The 19,884-nt window shown below is 71.0% G+C and carries 19 protein-coding genes; 7 read left to right on the top strand and 12 right to left on the bottom strand.

Going from position 1 to position 19,884, the window contains the following annotated elements; genetic code table 11:
• Nucleotides 1-35: 35 nt before the first annotated feature.
• From OG521_17645 to OG521_17635, 3 genes are read left to right on the top strand one after another with little or no spacing between them, the layout of a single operon-like run.
• Entirely contained in the window at nt 36-1,109 is a 1,074-nt protein-coding gene (locus OG521_17645) for an esterase FrsA (protein WUW22516.1), read from the top strand.
• Complete coding sequence (locus OG521_17640; protein WUW22515.1) at nt 1,106-1,288, top strand: hypothetical protein; 183 nt, start codon at nt 1,106-1,108, stop codon at nt 1,286-1,288. The genes OG521_17645 and OG521_17640 overlap by 4 nt, the downstream gene beginning before the upstream one ends.
• A gap of 5 nt (nt 1,289-1,293) precedes the next feature.
• Nucleotides 1,294-2,304, top strand: a complete 1,011-nt coding sequence (locus OG521_17635) for an alpha/beta hydrolase (protein WUW22514.1) — start codon at nt 1,294-1,296, stop codon at nt 2,302-2,304.
• Between the two features lie 62 nt (nt 2,305-2,366).
• Here OG521_17635 and OG521_17630 read toward each other — a convergent pair whose 3' ends face one another.
• From OG521_17630 to OG521_17610, 5 genes are all read right to left on the bottom strand, one after another.
• Complete coding sequence (locus tag OG521_17630; GenBank protein ID WUW22513.1) at nt 2,367-5,006, bottom strand: winged helix-turn-helix domain-containing protein; 2,640 nt, start codon at nt 5,004-5,006, stop codon at nt 2,367-2,369.
• A 49-nt stretch (nt 5,007-5,055) separates the two neighbouring features.
• Entirely contained in the window at nt 5,056-6,123 is a 1,068-nt protein-coding gene (locus OG521_17625; protein WUW22512.1) for a hypothetical protein, read from the bottom strand.
• 158 nt (nt 6,124-6,281) lie between these two features.
• On the bottom strand, nt 6,282-6,605 hold the full coding sequence (locus tag OG521_17620) for a ferredoxin family protein (GenBank protein WUW22511.1): 324 nt from the start codon (nt 6,603-6,605) through the stop codon (nt 6,282-6,284).
• Nucleotides 6,602-7,663, bottom strand: a complete 1,062-nt coding sequence (locus OG521_17615; protein WUW22510.1) for a 2-oxoacid:ferredoxin oxidoreductase subunit beta — start codon at nt 7,661-7,663, stop codon at nt 6,602-6,604. Before OG521_17615 ends, OG521_17620 begins: the two co-directional genes overlap by 4 nt.
• Entirely contained in the window at nt 7,656-9,515 is a 1,860-nt protein-coding gene (locus OG521_17610) for a 2-oxoacid:acceptor oxidoreductase subunit alpha (GenBank protein ID WUW22509.1), read from the bottom strand. Before OG521_17610 ends, OG521_17615 begins: the two co-directional genes overlap by 8 nt.
• A 255-nt stretch (nt 9,516-9,770) precedes the next feature.
• Here OG521_17610 and OG521_17605 point away from each other — a divergent pair, with 255 nt between their 5' ends.
• Nucleotides 9,771-10,451, top strand: coding sequence for an NADH oxidase (locus tag OG521_17605; protein WUW22508.1), 681 nt, complete (start codon nt 9,771-9,773; stop codon nt 10,449-10,451).
• A 6-nt stretch (nt 10,452-10,457) separates the two neighbouring features.
• Here the strand turns inward: OG521_17605 and OG521_17600 are convergent, their stop codons facing one another.
• The 4 genes from OG521_17600 to OG521_17585 all read right to left on the bottom strand — a co-directional run bounded on the left by OG521_17600 (nt 10,458) and on the right by OG521_17585 (nt 14,931).
• The gene (locus OG521_17600; protein WUW22507.1) at nt 10,458-11,066 is read right to left on the bottom strand and encodes a response regulator transcription factor; all 609 of its coding nucleotides are present in this window, start codon (nt 11,064-11,066) and stop codon (nt 10,458-10,460) included.
• Between the two features lie 98 nt (nt 11,067-11,164).
• Complete coding sequence (locus tag OG521_17595; protein ID WUW22506.1) at nt 11,165-12,226, bottom strand: histidine kinase; 1,062 nt, start codon at nt 12,224-12,226, stop codon at nt 11,165-11,167.
• Nucleotides 12,227-12,433: 207 nt separating this feature from the next.
• On the bottom strand, nt 12,434-14,761 hold the full coding sequence (locus OG521_17590) for a TOMM precursor leader peptide-binding protein (GenBank protein ID WUW22505.1): 2,328 nt from the start codon (nt 14,759-14,761) through the stop codon (nt 12,434-12,436).
• Nucleotides 14,758-14,931: a hypothetical protein gene (locus OG521_17585; GenBank protein ID WUW22504.1), complete on the bottom strand. Its 174-nt coding sequence runs from the start codon at nt 14,929-14,931 to the stop codon at nt 14,758-14,760. The genes OG521_17590 and OG521_17585 overlap by 4 nt, the downstream gene beginning before the upstream one ends.
• A gap of 119 nt (nt 14,932-15,050) precedes the next feature.
• Between OG521_17585 and OG521_17580 the strand changes: the two genes are divergently transcribed.
• Entirely contained in the window at nt 15,051-15,377 is a 327-nt protein-coding gene (locus tag OG521_17580) for a hypothetical protein (protein WUW22503.1), read from the top strand.
• 30 nt (nt 15,378-15,407) lie between these two features.
• Here the strand turns inward: OG521_17580 and OG521_17575 are convergent, their stop codons facing one another.
• The 3 genes from OG521_17575 to OG521_17565 form a co-directional block, all read right to left on the bottom strand.
• Nucleotides 15,408-16,952 (bottom strand): PTS transporter subunit EIIC, encoded by a 1,545-nt coding sequence (locus OG521_17575; GenBank protein ID WUW22502.1) that lies wholly within the window; start codon nt 16,950-16,952, stop codon nt 15,408-15,410.
• A 42-nt stretch (nt 16,953-16,994) separates the two neighbouring features.
• Nucleotides 16,995-17,960 (bottom strand): N-acetylmuramic acid 6-phosphate etherase, encoded by a 966-nt coding sequence (gene murQ / locus OG521_17570; protein ID WUW22501.1) that lies wholly within the window; start codon nt 17,958-17,960, stop codon nt 16,995-16,997.
• 61 nt (nt 17,961-18,021) lie between these two features.
• Nucleotides 18,022-18,939, bottom strand: a complete 918-nt coding sequence (locus OG521_17565; protein WUW22500.1) for a MurR/RpiR family transcriptional regulator — start codon at nt 18,937-18,939, stop codon at nt 18,022-18,024.
• Nucleotides 18,940-19,058: 119 nt separating this feature from the next.
• Between OG521_17565 and OG521_17560 the strand changes: the two genes are divergently transcribed.
• Nucleotides 19,059-19,427, top strand: a complete 369-nt coding sequence (locus tag OG521_17560; GenBank protein WUW22499.1) for a hypothetical protein — start codon at nt 19,059-19,061, stop codon at nt 19,425-19,427.
• Nucleotides 19,424-19,696, top strand: a complete 273-nt coding sequence (locus tag OG521_17555; GenBank protein WUW22498.1) for a DUF4031 domain-containing protein — start codon at nt 19,424-19,426, stop codon at nt 19,694-19,696. The genes OG521_17560 and OG521_17555 overlap by 4 nt, the downstream gene beginning before the upstream one ends.
• Nucleotides 19,697-19,884 lie beyond the last annotated feature (188 nt).

The raw sequence follows: 19,884 nt of genomic DNA, 5'->3' as shown, positions 1-19,884 counted from the left end.
CGGCGACAGCCGACGTCGACGGGACGGTGAGGGACGTGAACCACCTAGAGGAACTGAAAGAGTTCGCCCGGCTGCACGCCCGCAGCCAGGGCATGGACCCGCAGCACACCGACCGGCTCCTCGGCCGGATCACCAATGACACGGCCGGCGACCCGGCCTCCTGGGCGGCGGTGTGGACGGACGCCGGACGCGCCGCCGCCGACGACGGCGAACTCCTCTCCGCCTGCAGCCACTTCGCCCTCGCCCGGTTCCCGCACCACGGCGACCCCGCCCGGCAGGAGGCACAGCGCCTGGGGGTGCGGACCTTCGACACCTGGCGACGCGGACAGCGGGACATCGAACGGCTGGAGCTGAAGCACCCCGACGGAGACGTGATGTGCTGGGCCTCCGGCCTCGACGCGGCACGCCCGAAGCCCCTGCTCGTCGTGATGGGCGGCATCGTCAGCGTCAAGGAACAGTGGGCGCGGCTGCTGCCCCTGCTGCGGCGCCTCGGATTCGCCGCCGTCGTCACCGAGTTCCCCGGCGTCGGCGAGAACACCACCGCCTACCGGCCCGACTCCTGGCGGCTGCTCACCTTCCTGATGGACCAGCTGGCCGGCCGGGCCGACACCGCCGACACCTCCATGCTGACGCTCAGCTTCAGCGGCCATCTCGCCCTGCGGGCCGCCGCCGACGACCCGCGCATCCGCCGGGTACTGACCGTGGGCGCCCCGGTGGCCGAGTTCTTCACCGACGAGGCCTGGTGGCCGAAGGTGCCGGGCATCACCGCGGACACCCTCGTCCGGCTCACCGAGTCGGACGGCCGCGACGAACTGCGCGAACGGCTCCCGGACTTCGCCCTCACCGCCGGACAGCTGCGGGCCGTCGCCGTCCCGGTGCGCTACGTGGCCAGCAGCCGCGACGAGATCATCCCGGAGGCGGACCACCGGCTGCTGCTCCGCACGGCACCCGACGTGCGGATCAAGACCTTCGACGACGTGCACGGCTCACCCGCCCACCTCGCCCCGATGCGGCGCTGGCTCATCGGATCACTGCTCCGCGCACGACTCACGCGACGACGCACGTCCAGCCGTCCCCGGCCGGCCAACCAGTCAAGGAGGCAGTCATGACGGACAAACGCTATTCCAAGAGCTCGGTCGCCCACGTACGCCCCTGGCACAGTCTCGCCTCGCTCGGCCTGATCGAGAGCGACCTCACCCACACGCGTACGCTCTCCGCCCCCGCCGTCCACGAACGGTTCGGCCACAGAGCGTCCGAGCGCCGCACCGCCCGCCCGGAGGAGGCATGACCGACGTGAGCGACCACAGAAAGGCCCCCGGACGCGCCGCCACCGGGTCGACGATCCGGCTCCGCCACCGCACGGTGCACGGCTACCGGCGGGCGTTCCGGATGGCGGGCAAGGGCGACGCCGTCCTGCTCATCCACGGCATCGGCGCCTCGTCCGAGACCTGGTGCGACATCATGCCGGACCTGGCCAGGACCTACCGGGTCGTCGCCCCCGACCTGCTGGGCCACGGCGAGTCGGAGAAGCCCCGGGCGGACTACTCACTGGCCGCGTACGCCAACGGTATGCGGGACCTGCTCGGCGTCCTCGGCATCGAACGGGCCACCCTCATCGGACACTCGCTCGGCGGCGCGGTGGCGATGCAGTTCGCCTACCAGTTCCCCGAGCGCTGCGAACGGCTCGTCCTCGTCGGCACCGGCGGCATCGGCCGCCAGGTCACCCCGCTGCTCCGCGCGGCCTCGCTGCCCGGCGCCCAGTTCCTGCTCCAGGGACTGCGGCTGCCGACCATGCGCCGGCAGATCGAGATCGCGGTCAAGATACTGCAGCACCTCGGCAACGGCCTCGGCGTCGACGCCCCCGACCTCCTCAGGGTGGTGGACGCACTGCCGGACGCCCACGCCCGCAACGCCTTCATCCGCACCCTGCGCGCGGTGGTCGACTGGCGCGGCCAGGTCGGCACCATGCTCGACCGCTGCTACCTCGCCCAGGGCATGCCCACCATGCTGCTGTGGGGCGGACGCGACCAGGTGGTCCCCGCACTGCACGCGGGCCTGGGCCATGTGTCGATGCCCGGCAGCCGGCTGGAGATCTTCGAGGACGCGGGACACTTCCCGTTCCGCAGCGACCCCGAACGCTTCCTCCAGGTCGTACGCGACTTCATCGCCACCACGGAACCCGCCGACTACAGCGCCGAGCAGTGGCGTCAGATGCTCCGCAGCCGCCGGCCGGCCGTGCACAGCCCCCGGCGCGGCGAGGACGCCGCCGCCCCCGCGGTCCGCGTGCTGCGCCCCGCCCAGTAGGACCGGGCCCGGCGGGTGGGCTCAGGCGGGCGGCTCCGCACACACCGCCCGGCACACCCGCCTCAGCCCAGCGACGGATCCAGCAGCCAGACGCCGGGGCGTACCTCCAGCCGGGCCCACGACGCGTCACCGTTCGCGGCCACCAGAGCGGCGGTCCGCCGGGCGTAGGCGTGCCAGCGCTCGTCGCCCCCCGCGGCCGCCACATCCGCACACTCGGCGAACAGCCCCCGCGCATCGCCGGCCCGCCCCTCGCACAGCGCCACGAAGGCGAGCCCGCGCAGCGCGTCCGCCGCACCCCGGGCATCAACCTCCGCCCGGCCCGCGGCCAGCGCCCGCGCGTAGTGCTTCCCGGCCTCCGCCACCTTGCCGCGGCCGAACAGCACGTCCGCCTCGCCGCAGGAACAACGGCCCGCCCCGATCCGGTCACCCTGCCGGGCGAAGAGCCGCCCGGCGCGCCGGTAGCAGCCGATGGCCCGGTCGTACCGCCGGCGCTGCCAGGCGAGATCACCGAGGGACCGCACCACGACCGCCTCCGCCGTCACGTCCTCGGCCCGGCGGGCGGCGTCGAGCGCGAGATCGTGGCAGCTCTGCCAGTCGTCCCAGCGGGCACACGCCTCGTAGTACCCGCTCATGGCCGACGCCAGGGCGTACGTCAGCCGCCACAGCCCCGCGGCATGGGTCTGCCGGGCGACATCCAGCAGACCGCCGGCCTCCGACCGGAACCACGCCAGCGGTGAGAGGCCGGGCGGCCCCGCCACCGGGAGACCGTCGGACGCGGCCAGCCGGTCCCGGCCCGGGGTGAGCAGCGCGTCCGCCCGGCGCGCCAGCTCGACACACGCCCGGCCGAGCCGGTCCGTCGCCTCGGGCACCACGGACGCGGGCCCCTCGGCCAGTATCTCCAGGGCCAGCGACCGCAGCAGCGAGTGGAATCCGTAGTGGACCGGAGTCCGCGCCCCGGTCTGCTGCCGCGCCTCCAGCAGATGGGCCCGCACGAGACTCTCCAGCCGGCGCTCCGCCTGCGGCGGATCCAGGCCGAGCAGCGCCGCCGCGGTCCACAGCCGGAAGTCGGGCAGCGGGGCGAGGCCGAGCAGCCGGAACGCCGCGCGCTCGGGCTTCCCGACATCCTGGTAGGCGGCCAGCAGCCCGCTGCGCACGTCCAGATCGCCCAGCGTCAGCGCGGACAGCCGGGTCCGCTCGTCGGCCAGCCGCTTCGCCAGCGCGCCCGCCGTCCAGTGCGGCCGGGCCGTCAGACTCCCGGCCGCCACCCGCAGCGCGAGCGGCAGCCGGCCGCACAGCCGGGCCAGCTCGGCCACCGCCGCAGGATCCTGCGCCATGCGCGGCCCGCCCGCGTCCACCAGGAGCCGCCGGGCCTCCTGGGGACTGAGCACATCGAGGACCAGATGCTGCACGTGGTCCAGTGCCGCGAGCGTGCGTCGGCCGGTCAGCACCACCATGCTGTCCGGTACGGACGCGAGCAGCGGCCGCACCTGGGACTCGGACACCACGTCGTCGAGGACGAGCAGCAGCTCACGCCCCCGGGTGTGCCGGTGCAGCAGCTCGCCGAGCTCCTCGGTGCCCGCCGGGAGAGGCCCGGCCGCGTCCGCGCCGTCGGCCCACAGACGCCGCAGCAGCATCGCCATCGCCGCCGGCGCGGGCACCGCCGCGCCCGCCGCGTTCCGTAGCCCGATCTGCACCTTGCCGTCGGCGAACCCCTCGGCGGAGTGTGCCAGTTGCACGGCCAGCGAGGTCTTGCCCACCCCGGGCCTGCCCGAGATGGCCAGCACCCGGTCCGTCGCGGCACCACCGGCCGCCAGGAACCTCCTCCCGCGCGCCAGTTCCTCCGTACGGCCGGTGAAGTGCGCCGTCACCGGAGGCAGCCGGTGCGGCGGCGCGGCCTCCTTCGGCCCGGCCGCCGGGGCCGCCGCACCCGTCCCGGACTCCCGGACCGGGGCGTCGTGCCAGGCAAGCCCGGGATCGGCGGCCAGCACCCGGTCGAGGAGCCGGGTCAGCGTCGGACCGGGCTCGACCCCCAGTTCGTCGATCAGCGTCCGCCGCGCCCGGTGGTAGGTCTGCAGGGCGTCCGACTCCCGGCCCGACCGGTACAGGGCGACCATCAGATGCGCGTGCAGCGTCTCCCGCATCGGGAACTCGTGCACCAGCGCCATCAGTTCACCGATCAGCTCCTGATGGTGCCCCAGCAGGAGATCGGCGGCGATCCGCTGCTCCAGCACCTCCGTGCGCAGTTCGTTGAGCCGTATCGCGTTCGTCTCCAGCGACGGCCCGTGCGGAATCCCGGACAGCGCCGGCCCCGACCACAGGGCCAGCGACTCACCGAGCAGCCGGGAGGCCGCCTCGTAGTCACGCCGCTCGTACGCGGCCCGGCCCCGGGTGCGCAGCGACTCGAAGACCGCGAGGTCCAGCTCGTCCGGGCGCACCTGGATCACGTAGCCGGGCGGCCGGGTCAGCAACGGCTGCCGGTCGTCGCCGGCGTCGACGAGTGCCTTGCGCAACTGCGACACGTACACCTGGAGCGTCGTCGCGGCGGTGCGCGGCGGCTCCATGCCCCACAGCTCGTCGATCAGGCTGTGGGTGGAGACAACGTTGTTGCTCTGGACCAGAAGCGTGGCGAGGACGATTCTGGGCTTGGCGGCGGACGGGGTTCTCTGTTCCATCCGGACCGGGCCCAGCACATGAAAACGCATGGTGTGCTCCCTTGCGGCCCTCCGGCGGCGCGAGGCCGGAACGGGCCGATCAGCAGATCTGCAGGACGGACGCCGCGACGCTCGCCACCACGTGCGACCCCTGGAAGAAGGTCAGCTGAAGCTCCGCGACGGGCTGCCCGGACGCGTTCCGGCGCAAGTCGGAATCGGTGTACCCACCGAGCGGCCGCACGGAGCAGCGCAGCGGCAGTCCGGGCTCCGCGAAACCGCGGAACGTGGCGCGCCAGTTCGTCAGCAAGGTGTAGGAGGGTGCGAAGCCGTAGAGCTCACCGGCGGCGAACAGCGCGGCCTGCCGGGAGGCCTCCAGGAAGAGCGAGGCGGGCACCTCAGGCCCCGTGTCGGGCAGCACCTCCCGGGCCGCGGGCACGTCGACCGGAAACGTCAGCCGCTCCTCCGACTCGTCGAAGGGCAGCCCGATCACGACGTTGCGGGCGGAGGCCCGGCCGACCAGCTCGGGCGCGGGAGTGCTGTGGCCCGGCGGGAGCCCGCTGTTGCCGCGGCCGGCCCCCTCGCTCTCCCGGCGGCCCTGCTTGCGGTGGTTGCGGTAGACCCCCGGCATCAGAAAGACGAGCCGGGCCTCGGCGGTGCCGCACTGCGTACCGTCGATGCTCACCGCCGCGCGGCACCGCATTCCGCGCGGCACGCCCTTCACCACCTCGGTCGGTGTCAGATCGAGGTCCAGCGTGAGCTGGCCGCTGGGACGGGAGCGCTGCCAAGGAGCCACGTCCGTGATCACCGCGGCGCCGGAGGAGACGAGCGTCCGCCGGTTCTCCGGCACCCGGAAGTACCGCCCGGCAGCGAAGACCGCCGTCTGCCTCAACGACTCGACCGGGTACAGCAGGTCGTGGAACGGCGCGGTGGCGTCGGAGAACAGCGGGTTGCTCTGCGGAATCTCGGTGGAGAAGGCGAAGTGCTGCCGGACCGGGACCGTCGAGGCGAGCACGAACGCCTCCGGAGTGTCCGGGCAGTGCACCAGGTGGTGGGGGCCGAGAAACGACGCCGAAGGTGAGGGCGCGGGCAGGGGAGCGGGGTGCGTGGTGCCGCCGGTCCGCGGGCCGGAGGACTGCCCAACAGCGGAGGTCGGGGAAGCGATGTCCATGAAGATCCTTTGCGAGTGTGCGGACGGCTCTTCGACGGTGGCGTCAAGCAAATGGCTCAATATGGCTTCCTCCACCGTGGACCTTCCCACTGAAGAACCAGGGGAGAAGGACGGGAGGCCGAGGCGCTCCGGACACCCCGGCCCGTCCCGGCAGCGGCTCAGCCGGCCTCGCGCACCGGCTCCGCCCCGACAGTGGGGTGGTCCTCGGCGAACACGCCGAACGAGGCGGCGCCGGCCGGTGACCCCAGGGGAACGAAGATCTCCTGGTCGGCGGCCGCGTACCCGGCCCATTCATTGGGCAGCGCGTCCTCGTAGAAGATCGCCTCTACCGGGCAGACGGGCTCGCAGGCCCCGCAGTCGACGCACTCGTCGGGGTGGATGTACATCTTGCGCGGACCCTCGTAGATGCAGTCCACGGGGCACTCGTCGATGCACGCCTTGTCCTTGAGGTCCACACAGGGCTGGGCGATGACGTACGTCATGGAGCCTCCACGGTCCAGTTGTCGTTGCTGGCGAGCAGAGTGGCCAGATCGCTCTTGCCGAGTTGTTCGACCGCGGTGTCGAGTTGGTCGGCCATGAGGGTGTCGTAGACGGGTCGTTCGATGCTGCGGAGCACGCCGATCGGGGTGTGGTGCAGGGTGTCGGGATCGGCGAGGCGCGACAGGGCGAACGCGGTCGTGGGACTGGGGGCGTGTGCGTCGTGGACGAGGATCTGTGACTTGTTGTCCTCGGTGACCGCGACCACGTTCAGGTCACCGGTCAGGGTGTCCCGCACGACGCCTTTGGAGTTGTCGGTGCCGAAGAGGATCGGCTGGCCGTGTTCCAGTCGGATGACGGCTTCCTGGGCCTGCTCGCGGTCCTTGAGGACCTCGAAGGCGCCGTCGTTGAAGATGTTGCAGTTCTGGTAGATCTCCACGAGTGCTGTGCCGGGGTGGTCGGCCGCTGCGCGGAGCACGCTGGTGAGGTGCTTGCGGTCGGAGTCGACGGTGCGGGCGACGAAGGACGCCTCCGCCCCGATCGCCAGGGACACCGGGTTGAAGGGCGCGTCGAGCGAGCCCATCGGTGTGGACTTGGTGATCTTGCCGACTTCGGAGGTGGGGGAGTACTGGCCCTTGGTCAGTCCGTAGATCCGGTTGTTGAAGAGGAGGATCTTGAGGTTGACGTTGCGGCGCAGGGCGTGGATGAGGTGGTTCCCGCCGATGGAGAGTGCGTCGCCGTCGCCGGTGACGACCCAGACGGAGAGGTCTCGTCTGGAGGAGGCGAGCCCGGTGGCGATGGCGGGGGCGCGGCCGTGGATGGAGTGCATTCCGTAGGTGTTCATGTAGTACGGGAAGCGGGAGGAGCAGCCGATGCCGGAGACGAAGACGATGTTCTCCTTCGCCAGTCCGAGCTCGGGCATGAAGCCCTGGACGGCGGCGAGGACGGCGTAGTCGCCGCAGCCGGGGCACCAGCGCACTTCCTGGTCGGACTTGAAGTCCTTCATGGACTGCTTGGCCTCGGTCTTCGGCACCAGCGACAAGAGTTCGTTGGTCTCAGGCATCGATGGCCTCCTGGAGGGCCGTCGCGAGCTGCTCGGCCTTGAACGGCATGCCGTTGACCTGGTTGTAACTGTGTGCGTCCACCAGGTACTTGGCCCGGATGAGGGTGGCGAGCTGTCCGAGGTTCATCTCCGGGACGACCACCTTGTCGTAACGCTTCAGCACTTCGCCGAGATTGCGAGGGAAGGGGTTGAGGTGCCGTAGGTGGGCTTGGGCGATGGGGCGTCCGGCTGAGCGCAGGCGGCGGACAGCGGCGGTGATGGGTCCGTAGGTGGAGCCCCAGCCCAGTACCAGGGTCCTGGCGCCTGCCGGGTCGTCGACGTCGACATCGGGGACCTGGATGCCGTCGATTTTCGCTTGTCGGGTGCGGACCATGAAGTCGTGGTTGGCGGGGTCGTAGGAGATGTTGCCGGTGCCGTCCTGTTTCTCGATGCCGCCGATGCGGTGTTCGAGGCCGGGGGTGCCGGGGACGGCCCAGGGGCGGGCGAGGGTTTGTGGGTCGCGCTTGTAGGGCCAGAACACTGCGGTGCCGTCGCCCAGTTCGTGATTGGGCCCGCCGGCGAACTGGACGCGCAGGTCGGGGAGGCTGTCGGTCTCCGGGATGCGCCAGGGCTCGGATCCGTTGGCCAGATAGCCGTCGGACAGGAGGAAGACCGGGGTGCGGTAGGTCAGGGCGATCCGGGCGGCGTCCAGTGCCGCGTCGAAGCAGTCGGCCGGGGTCTTCGGCGCGACGATGGGCACCGGTGCCTCGCCGTTGCGCCCGTACATGGCCTGGAGGAGGTCGGCCTGCTCGGTCTTGGTCGGCAGCCCCGTGGAAGGCCCGCCCCGCTGGATATCAATGATGAGGAGCGGGAGTTCGAGGGAGACGGCGAGGCCGATCGTCTCGGACTTCAGGGCCACGCCCGGGCCGGATGTCGTCGTCACCCCGAGCGCTCCGCCGAAGGCCGCACCGAGTGCGGCGCCGATGCCGGCGATCTCGTCTTCCGCCTGGAAGGTGCGGATGCCGAAGTTCTTGTGCTTGCTGAGTTCGTGCAGGATGTCGGACGCCGGAGTGATCGGGTAGGACCCCAGATACACGGGTAGGTCGGCCTGTCGGCCGGCGGCGATCAGGCCGTAGGACAGGGCGAGGTTCCCCGAGATATTGCGGTACGTGCCGGTGGGGAAGGCCTGGGTGGCGGGTGCGACCTCGTAGGAGACGGCGAAGTCCTCGGTCGTCTCGCCGAAGTTCCAGCCGGCGCGGAACGCGGTGACGTTGGCTTCGGCGATCTGTGGTTTCTTGGCGAACTTGGCGCGCAGGAACGTCTCGGTGCCTTCGGTGGGGCGGTGGTACATCCAGGAGAGGAGTCCGAGCGCGAACATGTTCTTCGAGCGTTCGGCTTCCTTGCGGGAGAGCCCGAATTCCTTCAGTGCCTCGATCGTGAGGGTGGTCAGTGGCACCGGGTGGACGTTGTAGGCCTCCAGGGACCCGTCTTCCAGCGGACTGGTGTCGTAGCCGACTTTTGCCATGGGGCGTTTGGTGAACTCGTCGGTGTTGACGATGATTTCGGCGCCGCGTGGTACGTCGGCGATGTTGGCCCGCAGTGCGGCGGGGTTCATGGCGACCAGGACGTTGGGGGCGTCGCCGGGGGTGAGGATGTCGTGGTCGGCGAAGTGGAGCTGGAAGGAGGAGACGCCCGGCAGGGTTCCTGCGGGCGCTCGGATCTCGGCGGGGAAGTTCGGCAGCGTGGAGAGATCGTTCCCGAAGGACGCGGTCTCCGAAGTGAAACGGTCACCCGTGAGCTGCATACCGTCCCCGGAGTCACCCGCGAAACGGATGATCACCCGATCCAGACGACGAACCTCCTTCCCCGCCACGTGACTTCGCGGCGGCGGCTCTCCTCCACGCGCCCCGGCTGTGTGAACGGCCACCGGCCGCCCTCCTCTCCCGTCGACTCGGCTTGTCGTCCTGCAGACCGCACCGTAGGAAGGTGCACTTGTGACCTGCCAAAGCGCCCGGGCGCGACCTCCGGGTATGAGATCTTCACCCCCGGTACGTGGCCTCGTGGCTGTGAACCGGCCGTGCACGGAGTCAGAATCGACGGTGTCTCCAGCTGACGAAAGGGGGGCGCCATGGCGCGGTCCACCGGCAGTCACACGGTCGATCTGTGGTCCCTGCGCGAGGACGTCGTGGTCGAACCGGACGAGACCGGAGAGGTGCTCGTACTGCGGGGCCGGCTGGGCACGGAGCGGATCAGCAGACCCGGTCCGCTGGTCCGGGAGGCCCTGCGGCGGATGGAGCTCGGCCCGGTTCTCCTGGCGAACATCGAGGAAGAGGCCGAGGACACGGACGGCGAGGGCAGTACGTATCTGGTGCTGCTGCCGACGTTGCGCCCGCTCTCCCACCTGATCGTGCGGACCCTGGGGATCGACGACCTCAACGGCCCGCTGCTTTCGGTGTCCGCCACGTCCAGGCACGCCACGTTCGCACCCGTGCGCGTGCCGGCCCGGCGGCGGCTGAGGCTGCCCGGGGGAGTGTCCCTCACCCTGGAGAAGGCGGGGTTCGTCCTGGAGGCCACCGGATCACCGCACCGGGTCCAGCTGCACCGCCCCGAAGCGGTCTGGGTCGTCGGCCTGCTCGCCTGGCCCATCACCCCGGACGCGGCGTCGGCCGCGCTGCCGCTGCCCGCCGAGGTGACGGAGGCCATCCTCGGGTATCTGGCGGCGGCCGGCATGGCGGCCCCGGTGGGCGACGAACAACCGGGCCGTGCGGCGCCTCCGCCCGTCAACCAGCCGTGGGACGGCGAGGGTTGAACCCGGTCACAGCAGCCAGCCCGACTCCTGGGCGATGAGGATGGCGTCGACCCGGTTGCGGGCGTTCAGCTTCGCCAGGATGGTCGTCAGGTAGTTGCGCACGGTGCCGGTCGACAGGTGCAGCGAGGCCGCTATCTCCGGTGGCTCCGCGCCCTTCGCGGCCAGCCTGAGCACCTCGGTCTCCCGGTGTGTCAGCGGGTTGGGGCCCACGCCCCATGCGGAGACGGCGAGTTGCGGGTCGACCACCCGGTGTCCCGCGGCCACACGCCGTACCGCGTTGGCGAGTTCCTTGGGCGGGGCGTCCTTGAGGAGATAGCCCGACACCTGGGCTCCGATGGCGCGGTGCAGTGTGCCGGGCCTGCCGAGACTGGTCAGGATCAGCGTGTGGCACTGCGGCAGCCGCTCGCGGAGCTCGGTCGCCGCTGTCAGTCCGTCCATACCCGGCAGGTCGATGTCGATGACCGCGACATCCGGCCGGTGCTCCACGGCTCCGGCCACGATCTCGTCCCCGCGCTCCAGCTCGCACACGACCTCGAAGTCGTCCTCGAGATTGAGCAGTGCCACCAGTGCCCCGCGGACCATGTTCATGTCTTCGGCCAACAGAATCCGAATCACCGTGTCCCCCGATCTCCGGCCACGCCCCCGCGCCGCACGCGGGGCGATGGTACGGCATCCGGGCCGGTTCCCGACGGTGAGCCGGGGCGGATTCCCGCTCACGCGGTGGGCGCCTCGGCCCGTACCTGGAACCCGCCGTTGTTCTTCTGCCCCGATACGAGGCTGCCACCGACCTCGCTCAGCCGCAGCTGCAGGTTCCCGAGGCCGCTCCCGCTGTGCGGCGACGGGTCGCGGTGCCCGGGGTCGGTGCCGTCGTTGAGTACGGAGAGCCGGACCCGGTCCGCCCCCTGCGACGCCTCGATGACGCACCGCTGGGCCTCGCTGTGACGCAGTACATTGGTCACCGCCTCGCGCAGCACCGCCGCGAGGACGTTCTCGATCCGCTGGCTGATGTCGCTGATCGCGACCCTGACCTCCACGTCCACGCGAGCCGCTATCAGCACGGACTCGGCGATCTCTATCTCCTGGGTCAGCGACATGTCCCGGAAGCCGCTGGCGACCCTGCGGACATCGGCCAGGGACTGCCGGGAGATGGAGAGGACGTCCTCGACCTCCGCCATGGCCCGGTCGGGCTGCTTCGGGATCAGCCGGTGGATGAGTTCGCTCTTGAGCGTGATCGCGGACAGGCTGTACCCGAGCAGGTCGTGCAGGTCCCGGGCGAACCGCAGCCGCTCCTGGGTCACCGCCATGCGCGCGACCTCGTCGCGGGCGCTGTGCAGCTCCTGGATCAGCTCGGCGAGGCGGGAGAGTCCGTATACGACCAGGCCGGTCAGGAGCGTGCTCTGCCCCGAGTAGAAGGTGTCGACGAGCGGGTAGCCCTTCAGGAACGGCGCCAGGAACATGCTGACGCCCACCAGACCGTAAAGAGTCCATCCGGCGCGGGTCGGCAGCATCAGGAGGAGCGAACCGGCGAGGAAGCCGGCCATCGACCCCCACTGCGCCCCGAAGAACAGGACCGGCAGGTAGGTGAGCAGCGCCTGGGTGCCCAGGGTGAGGCACTTGCGCGCGGCCGGCGCCCGGTTGGCGTCCGGTGCGGAGTGGACGAGCTGGATCACGAAGACCGCCGCGAGCACGGCGACGGCGAGGGCCTTGACGCCCACTTGCAGATCCGTGGCGAAGATATTGAGTGCGATGATGACCAGATAACTCAGCACAGCCACCCGGAGGATTACCCGCGCCAGCAAAGGACCTGGGAGGTTCTTGCTGTGTTTACGGGGATTTTCCCTGTTGGCAATTGCCTCCGGGCGGCTGTCTCTCTCGCCTGACGCGTCGCTCGTTCCCGTTCCCACAGCCTCCTCTTTCGCAACTGTGTGCGCTTTTTGGGGATCCTATGGGAAGGAACCGAGGGGCAGTGGCCGGATTCCGTCTCAGACGAAGAGCGGAATGGGGTTGAGTGCGCCGTAGTCGGTTGGCCGGGACAACCGCCCCAGTTCCACCGGGACTTGGTACAGCCTGCCGGGTCCCAGACGGGCCCAGAAGTGCCGCATGCCCGGCACGATGACCTTCACCACCGGCATGGCCAGATCGGGGCGTGTCTGGTCGAGCACCAGAAGCTCCATGCCACGGGAGCGCACGAGCCGTGTGATGTGCTCCACATCGGCCAGCAGGTCCGCATGGGGCGTGTACACCCAACTGCGCGGGGTGCGGGCGCATATGCCTGGATCAGGCTGCAGATATGGCTGGTTGTCAGTGGTAGCCGTGTGCCACCAGGTGCACAGGTCCGGATCGTCGAGGGCGTAACCCGAGCCATCGGCCCGTGCCATGGACACCGCCGGCAGCAGTTGCCCCATCTCGGTCAGTGCCCTGCGCAGGGCCACACGCGGGTCGAAGTGGGCGCCGAAACCGAAGATCACGTCCTGGGCGGGCTTGTCGGTGCGCCGGGACAGCGCCGCCATGACCGGAATCCCGAAGTCCGAGGTCAGGTCGAGTACCCACAGCTCGCGGCCGATCCTGCGGTAGCCGTCCCTGAAGCGCCGGACGTAGGGCGCGTCGAAGGCGTCGAGATCGACGGCCGGCTGCCGTGTGCGGTTGTACCACCACAGGGCGACCGCGTCCCGTTCGACGATTTCCAGGAACCCCTGGATCAGTGCGTCCTCGGGGCTGCTGCCCGCGGCGTTGCCATTGGAATCGGCCAGCAGCCCGTCGCCGGTGCCGCCGCCGGCGAGCGACCCGTTCCCGAAGTAGAGCATCGAGGTGGGCAGCAGCCGTTGCGTCCGCTCCGTCAGCGACCACACGGGTGTCCACTCGGTCGGCATGTCCTCGTCGAACGGCCGGGGTACGTACTGGAAGTGGGAGCGGCCCCGGTTCCAGGCCTCCCGGGTCCGGTACTGCCGCTCGTCGTACAGCTGGCAGGAGTTGGGGTGCACGGCCGCCGGGCCCAGCGCACGGTAGCTGTCCCGTACCACCGGCTCGTCGCCCTGCCGGGTGCCGCTGTAGCGCTCCACCGCCTCGCACAGGGCGCTCGTCCGGGCCTCCGTGCCGCTGAGCCCCTTGCCGCCGCTGAGTGCGCGCAGTCCGGAGCGGAGCCCGGCGAGGGTGTGCGGGCTGACCGCGAGATTGTGGCCGGACAGATAGCTGTTGACGAAGTCCGGGGTGTGCGGGGCGCGGCGGATCTCCTTGACGATCCCGGTGACCGGGCTGACCAGGTGTCCGTACCGGTCGAGCATCTCCTCGGGGGTCAGCGCCCGGTCGCCGCCCAGCTCCTGATCGGCCTTGGGCCGCGACACGGGTACGAAGGGGGCGCGTACGGTCCGGGCGACCGTGCCCGGGTCGCCGCAGACCGCGCACTGCGGCAGCCGGCTCACGGGGTGGGTGCGGACCTGGAGGAGCAGGGTGTCCAGGGTGTGGACGAGGTTCTGCGAGGGGTAGCGCATACCGGCCATCCACTTGGCCGTTTCGAGCACCGCGATGTGGACGGCGATGGAACGGCCGGCCGCCAGCGACGCGGTCGGCCGGGCGAGCGGCCCGTCCAGGCCCAGTGCGCGCCGGACGGGCCGCTCGGAACCGCGGTGGCAGCGCAGCCGGGCCGCGAGGCAGGACCAGCACGGGCCCCGGTCCGGCCGGAACACCGGCCCCACCCAGGGATCGGCGCCGGACATCTTCGCGATCAGCCAGGGTGTGCCGCTCGCCCGGTGTTCGGCGTCCACCTCGCGCAGCCCGGGCGCCAGGTAGTCGTCGCACAGGACGAGGGAGAACCCGGCGGGGGCGCCGGGGGCCGCCACCGTGATCCGGGAGTCCCGGCAGGCGTCCCCGACCGACTCGGCGTTCAGATCCCCGACCGTCACGATCCGCACGCTGGACTTCGCCAGTTCCGCGGAGGCCTGGCCGCCGTCGAGGCCGGCCAGGTCCCAGTAGGCCTCGGCCACCGGATCGGAAAGGGCCGCGGGGGAATTCCCGGACGGTGCCGGGCGGAAATTCAGCAGCCCCGAGCCGGTCAGTTCCCGTAACGAGTTGCCGGCCTCCTCGGCGGTGAGCGCCGGTGCCGCGGCGTGCAGCACCGAACGCACACTCCGGGTGCCGTCGAGCAACGGCACCAGAACCTCGGCGTGGACGCCGTGGAGTGCCGTGACATTCCGGGGGGACACCAGGTACGTCGCTTCCCCCGGGACGACGGTGGGGTGCAGATGACGCTTGAACCCCACCAGCGCGTCGTCCGGCATCGCTGCCAGGACGTCTCTTCCCCCCGGCGCGGTCATGCCGCGAGTGGCTCGATCGACTCGGTGCGGATGCACCAGCTCAGCAACGCGACGTGCTGTTCGGAGAAGAGATCGAGATGCTCGATCACAAGATTCCGGGGGCCGGAGCCGGCGGGCGGTGCGGTGATCTCGTCCAGGTTCCGAACGCCGGTCGATATGACGTTGTCCATGGATACACGAACCTTTCCTCTACTAAGGGATGAGGGTCTGTGCTGGAGATGTGAGCCGGTGTTGCTTCGCGACGATTCTGCGATAAAGCGCTCCGGGCCAGACAGTGGCCCCGTCATCCGTGGAGCGTGAAGTTCTCACGCACATGGGGCCGATCGGCCGAACGCCCTTTAGCGCCATCCAAGTCATGTGCGGCATCGTCGGCAGTCCGTCCGCGCCGGCAGAAGAGGTGAGCCCGTCGATGCGTCGTCCTTTGTGCGGATTCGGCGCCCGTCTGGTGCGCAGTTTCTACCGCGCGCTGATCGCGGCCGGCCGGATCTGGGTGCACATCCCCGATTGTCCGCCGCCACCGCCGCACCCGTGTGAACTGGAGCGGCTGCGGCCGGACATTCCGCTGAGCGCGGTGGAGATCGCACTCGACCGCCAGCTCAGCGATCTGGAGCGCTGAGCCGGCGGCCGTTGTGGTGGGGACGGGAGGTCAGACGCCCGCGGGTTCCTTCATCGGGGTGTCGGGGCCGGTGGCGGAGGCCGCCGGAGCCGTGGAGGCGGCCGCGACCGTGGAGCCGGCCGGCTCCTGCGAGACGTTGAACTCCGCCAGCAGGTCCTTGCTGAAGCCGAAGAAGTACGTGGCGACGAAGCCCGCCAGATAGCCGACGACCAGGCCGCCCGCGTAGATCGCGATGGTCACGCCCAGGCCGTGGTTGCCGTCGACGAGCGGGAACAGGGCCCAGCCGGACGGGCCGATGGCCGTGGAGCCCACCGCGTCACCGAGCTGGTTGAAGAAGCCGATGAACGCGCCGCCGAAGGCACCGCCCACGCACGCCGTGACGAACGGACGGCCCAGCGGCAGCGAGACACCGTAGATCAGTGGCTCGCCGACGCCCAGGAAGCCGGCGGGCAGCGCGGACTTGATGGTCCGGCGGATCGACTCGTTGCGCGGCAGACGGAAGTAGACCGCGATGGCCGCGCCGACCTGGCCGGCACCGGCCATGGCGAGGATCGGCAGCAGGACCGTGTAGCCCTGCTGCTCGATCAGGGTGGTGTGGATCGGGATCAGCGCCTGGTGCAGCCCGAGCATGACCAGCGGCAGGAAGAAGCCGCCGAGGATCAGACCCGCGCCCGCGCCGCCGTTGGAGAGCAGCCAGTCGGCGGCCGTGCCGATGGCGGTGGAGACCTCACCGGCCACGTACATCAGACCGAAGATCGTCACCAGGCCGGAGATCAGGACCGTCAGCGTCGGGGTGACGAGGACGTCCAGCGCCTCAGGGACCCAGCGGCGGCACCACTTCTCCACGTACACCGCGAGCACCGCCGCGCCCAGGGCGCCGAGCACGCCGCCCTGGCCGGGGGAGAGCTTCTGGCCGAACGCCTCGATGTTCGCGACGCCCGGGAAGACGATGATGGCCGCGACCGCGCCGCCGAGGATCGGCGTGCCGCCGAACTCCTTCGCCGTGTTGTAGCCGACGAAGACGGCGATCAGCGCCATGAAGCCGGACGCCATGGCCGCCAGGGCCGGAGTGACGGACGTCAGCCAGCCGAGGTTGACCAGCAGCCCGTTGAGGCCCGCGATGATGCCGCAGCCGATCAGGGCCGGGATCAGCGGCACGAAGATGTTGGCGATCCGGCGCAGGAACAGCTTGAACGGGGTGGCGTTCTTCGCCTTCCGGGCCGCCCTCATCTCGGCGCCCTGAGCGGCCAGCTCCTCCGCGGTGAGCGGGGCGGCGGAGGCCGGGGCGGGGGCGGCCGCCGGGGCCGCGGCCTTCCCCTCCTCGACGAGCTTCTCGAACTCGGGGGTGACGCGGGCGACCGTACCGGGACCGAGAACGATCTGGTACGTGTCGTCCTCGACCACACCCATGACGGCCGGAACGGCCTTCAGAGCCTCGTCCTGGACGAGCGAACGGTCATGCAGCCCGAGCCGGAGCCGGGTCATGCAGTGGGCGATGGAGCTGACGTTCGCGGCGCCACCGACGAGCGGAAGGATCGCGGCGGCAGTGGCGCGGTTCTTGTCTTCTGTAGCCATGGTGCGTGGTGCCTTGCTGTGCGGGGGAGGTGGAGCAGGGGGTCAGGTGGTGCGCGGGGCGGCGGCGAGCGCGGCCCGGAGGTGGCCGTCCGACGCGGACAGCAGCGTCGCGGCGGTGGGACCGTCGACCTGGCCGAGGATGGTCAGGATGGCGTTCTTCACCTCGCCGTCGGTCGCGGCGAGCGCGGCCTCGATCTCGGCGTCCGAGGCACCGGTGGCCAGCGAGACGATCCGGCGCGAGCGGGCGCGCAGCTTCTCGTTGGAGGCGCGGACGTCGACCATGAGGTTTCCGTACGTCTTGCCGAGCCGGATCATCGTGATCGTCGAGACCATGTTGAGCACGAGCTTCTGCGCCGTGCCCGCCTTGAGGCGGGTCGAGCCGGTGAGCAGCTCCGGGCCGACGACGACCTCGACGGGGTGCTCGGCGGCCGCGCCCAGCGCGGAGTCCGCGTTGCAGGACAGGCCGATGGTCAGCGCGCCCTTGGTGCGGGCGTGCTCGACGGCCCCGATCGCGTACGGCGTACGGCCGGAGGCGGAGATGCCGACCACCGTGTCGTCGGCGGTCAGGCCCAGCGCGTCGAGGTCGGCTGCGGCCAGCTCCTTGCTGTCCTCGGCACCCTCGACCGCGGTGACCATCGCTGACGGTCCGCCCGCGATCAGGCCGACCACGTCGGCGGGGTCGGTGTTGAAGGTGGGCGGGCACTCGCTGGCGTCCAGGACACCGAGCCGGCCGGCGGTGCCGGCGCCCGCGTAGATCAGCCGTCCGCCGCGGGCCATGCGCGCCGCGGTGGCGTCGATCGCGGCGGAGATCTCGGGCAGCCGGGCGGCGACGGCGGCGGGGACGGTCTGGTCCTCGCCGTTCATGATCCGGGCTATCTCCGAGGTGGGCAGCTGGTCGATCTCGGCGAGCTCGGGGCGGAACGCCTCGGTCGTGAGGGTGGCGAGCTGGGCGCGAAGTTCGCCGTATCCGTCGGGAGCGGTGGCGTCGGCGTCGGTGAGGGAGGTCATGGAGAGCGGCTCTGCTTTCTTGAACTCGTGCGGTTCTGCGGGTGCGGGTGCTTCGGTGAGGTCAGCGGGTGCGCGGGTTGTGGCGGTGGGCCAGCGCCTCGTAGGAGGCGGCGAGGGCCGGGGCCGCCGTCTCGTACGTACGCTGCGCGACTCCTATGAACAGGCAGTCGACGACCAGGAGCTGGCTCGTGCGGCTCGACATGGCCGCCGGGCGCAGCTCGCTCTCGCGGGCGGTGGACGTGGTCAGCACGTGGTCGGCGTACTGCGTGACCGGTCCGTCGGGGCGGCCGGTGATCGCGATCGTGGTCGCGCCGCGGTCGAAGGCGACCCGCAGCGGCTCGATGACGTCGCCCGTCGAGCCGGAGTGGGTGATCGCGATGGCCACGTCGCCCGCGCGCATCTGCACCGCGTTGGTCACCGCGAGGTGCGGGTCCATGTGGGAGTGCGCGATCAGGCCGATACGGGCCAGCTTCTGGGCCAGGTCCTGGCCGACGAGCGAGGAGGCGCCCACGCCGTAGATGTCGATCCGGCGGGCGGTGGCGGCCGCGGCCACGGCGGCACCGAGCTGGACCGTGTCGAGCCCGGCGGCCGTGTCGGCGAGGGTCTGCTGCTCGTCGTAGGCCAGCTTGGCGACCACGTCGGCGATCGGGTCGTCGACCGCTATGTCGGCGGTCACGGCGGGGGCCCGGCCGGACTGCTGGTGGGCGGCGAGACCGGCGAGCGCGAGGCGCAGGTCGCGGTAGCCGGGGTAGCCGAGGAGGCGGGCGGTGCGGACCACGGTCGCCTCGCTGGTGCCGGTGAGCTCGGCGAGACCGGTGACCGTCAGGGCAGCGCAGCCGGCCGGGTCACCGGCGACGGCCTCGGCGACCCGCTGCATCGAGCGGGTCATGGACGGCGCGAGCGTCCGCACCTTGGCCGCGAGGGCTGCCGGGGCGGGCGGCGAATCAGCGCTGAAACTTTCCTTCAGGTCATTGGTCACCTTTGAAAGATATTTTCAACCCCGGGGTCCGTCAACCCCCCTTTGGTCCTGACCTCTGGCGGTTTCCGGCCTCCGGCGGCACGGGCGGGGGCTCCGGTGCGCAGGTGGACAATGGAGGTATGGAGCCGAACCCCCTGGAGCAGGCGCTGCACACCGCCCGCGCCCTTGTCATGGCCGACCTGGCCGCCGGAGACGTCGCCGAGGCGCAGATCGTCTCGATGGTCGAGGACGCCGTGACGCACCGGCGATGGTGGGTGGAGCAGTGGCCGGAGGGGGTGGAGTTCGTCGTCGGCCTCGTCGCCCAGGACGTCCAGGACGCGCTGCTGGAGGAGTACGGCCGCTGGCCGCTCTGCCCGGTCTGCGACGCGGGCGACCCGCACGCACTCGACGTCGAGCCGGAGCTCGGTCCCGACCCGCACTGGGTCTGCACGAAGGCCACCGTCGCGGTCGCCCCGGTCGGATCGCTCGGCGGGATACCGCGCCCGTGACCGTCTACATCGATCCGCCGGACTGGCCGGGCCACGGACGGCTCTGGTCGCACCTGGTCAGCGACGTCTCGTTCGAGGAGCTGCACGCCTTCGCCGCGTCCATCGGCTGCCCGGAGCGGGCCTTCGAGCGGGACCACTACGACGTGCCGGAGGCCCGGTACGAGGACGCGGTCCGGGCCGGCGCCCGGCAGATCGGCTCCAAGGAGCTGGTCCGCCGGATCACCGATGCGGGCCTGCGCCGCCCGAAGGGCCGGCCGGCGCCGCGGTAGCGCCGGGGGCGAGGACGGCCGACGCCGGTAAGCCCCCATTCCCGAAATCTGACGCCAAGTTACCGGATCAGGGGTGGAATCGCCCGGCGACTTGTCGACCCCTCCAGGCAATCCCCTTTCTGAAGGCGGCAGTTCGGATGATTCGGCCTGCAACTCTCCAGGGCCGTGTCGGGCGTCACGTCCACAAC

This window comes from Streptomyces sp. NBC_01463 (assembly GCA_036227345.1).
Classification (GTDB): Bacteria; Actinomycetota; Actinomycetes; order Streptomycetales; family Streptomycetaceae; genus Streptomyces.
This window is presented reverse-complemented; position numbering and strand designations above follow the sequence as displayed.

Excerpts from the sequence above, each read along its gene's own strand:
- OG521_17615 (WUW22510.1), bottom strand. The coding sequence starts at position 7,663 with ATGCCTGAGACCAACGAACTCTTGTCGCTGGTGCCGAAGACCGAGGCC.
- murQ (WUW22501.1), bottom strand. The coding sequence starts at position 17,960 with ATGACCTCCCTCACCGACGCCGACGCCACCGCTCCCGACGGATACGGC.
- OG521_17560 (WUW22499.1), top strand. The coding sequence starts at position 19,059 with ATGGAGCCGAACCCCCTGGAGCAGGCGCTGCACACCGCCCGCGCCCTT.
- OG521_17575 (WUW22502.1), bottom strand. The coding sequence starts at position 16,952 with ATGGCTACAGAAGACAAGAACCGCGCCACTGCCGCCGCGATCCTTCCG.
- OG521_17605 (WUW22508.1), top strand. The coding sequence starts at position 9,771 with ATGGCGCGGTCCACCGGCAGTCACACGGTCGATCTGTGGTCCCTGCGC.
- OG521_17620 (WUW22511.1), bottom strand. The coding sequence starts at position 6,605 with ATGACGTACGTCATCGCCCAGCCCTGTGTGGACCTCAAGGACAAGGCG.
- OG521_17625 (WUW22512.1), bottom strand. The coding sequence starts at position 6,123 with ATGGACATCGCTTCCCCGACCTCCGCTGTTGGGCAGTCCTCCGGCCCG.
- OG521_17590 (WUW22505.1), bottom strand. The coding sequence starts at position 14,761 with ATGACCGCGCCGGGGGGAAGAGACGTCCTGGCAGCGATGCCGGACGAC.
- OG521_17585 (WUW22504.1), bottom strand. The coding sequence starts at position 14,931 with ATGGACAACGTCATATCGACCGGCGTTCGGAACCTGGACGAGATCACC.
- OG521_17640 (WUW22515.1), top strand. The coding sequence starts at position 1,106 with ATGACGGACAAACGCTATTCCAAGAGCTCGGTCGCCCACGTACGCCCC.
- OG521_17630 (WUW22513.1), bottom strand. The coding sequence starts at position 5,006 with ATGCGTTTTCATGTGCTGGGCCCGGTCCGGATGGAACAGAGAACCCCG.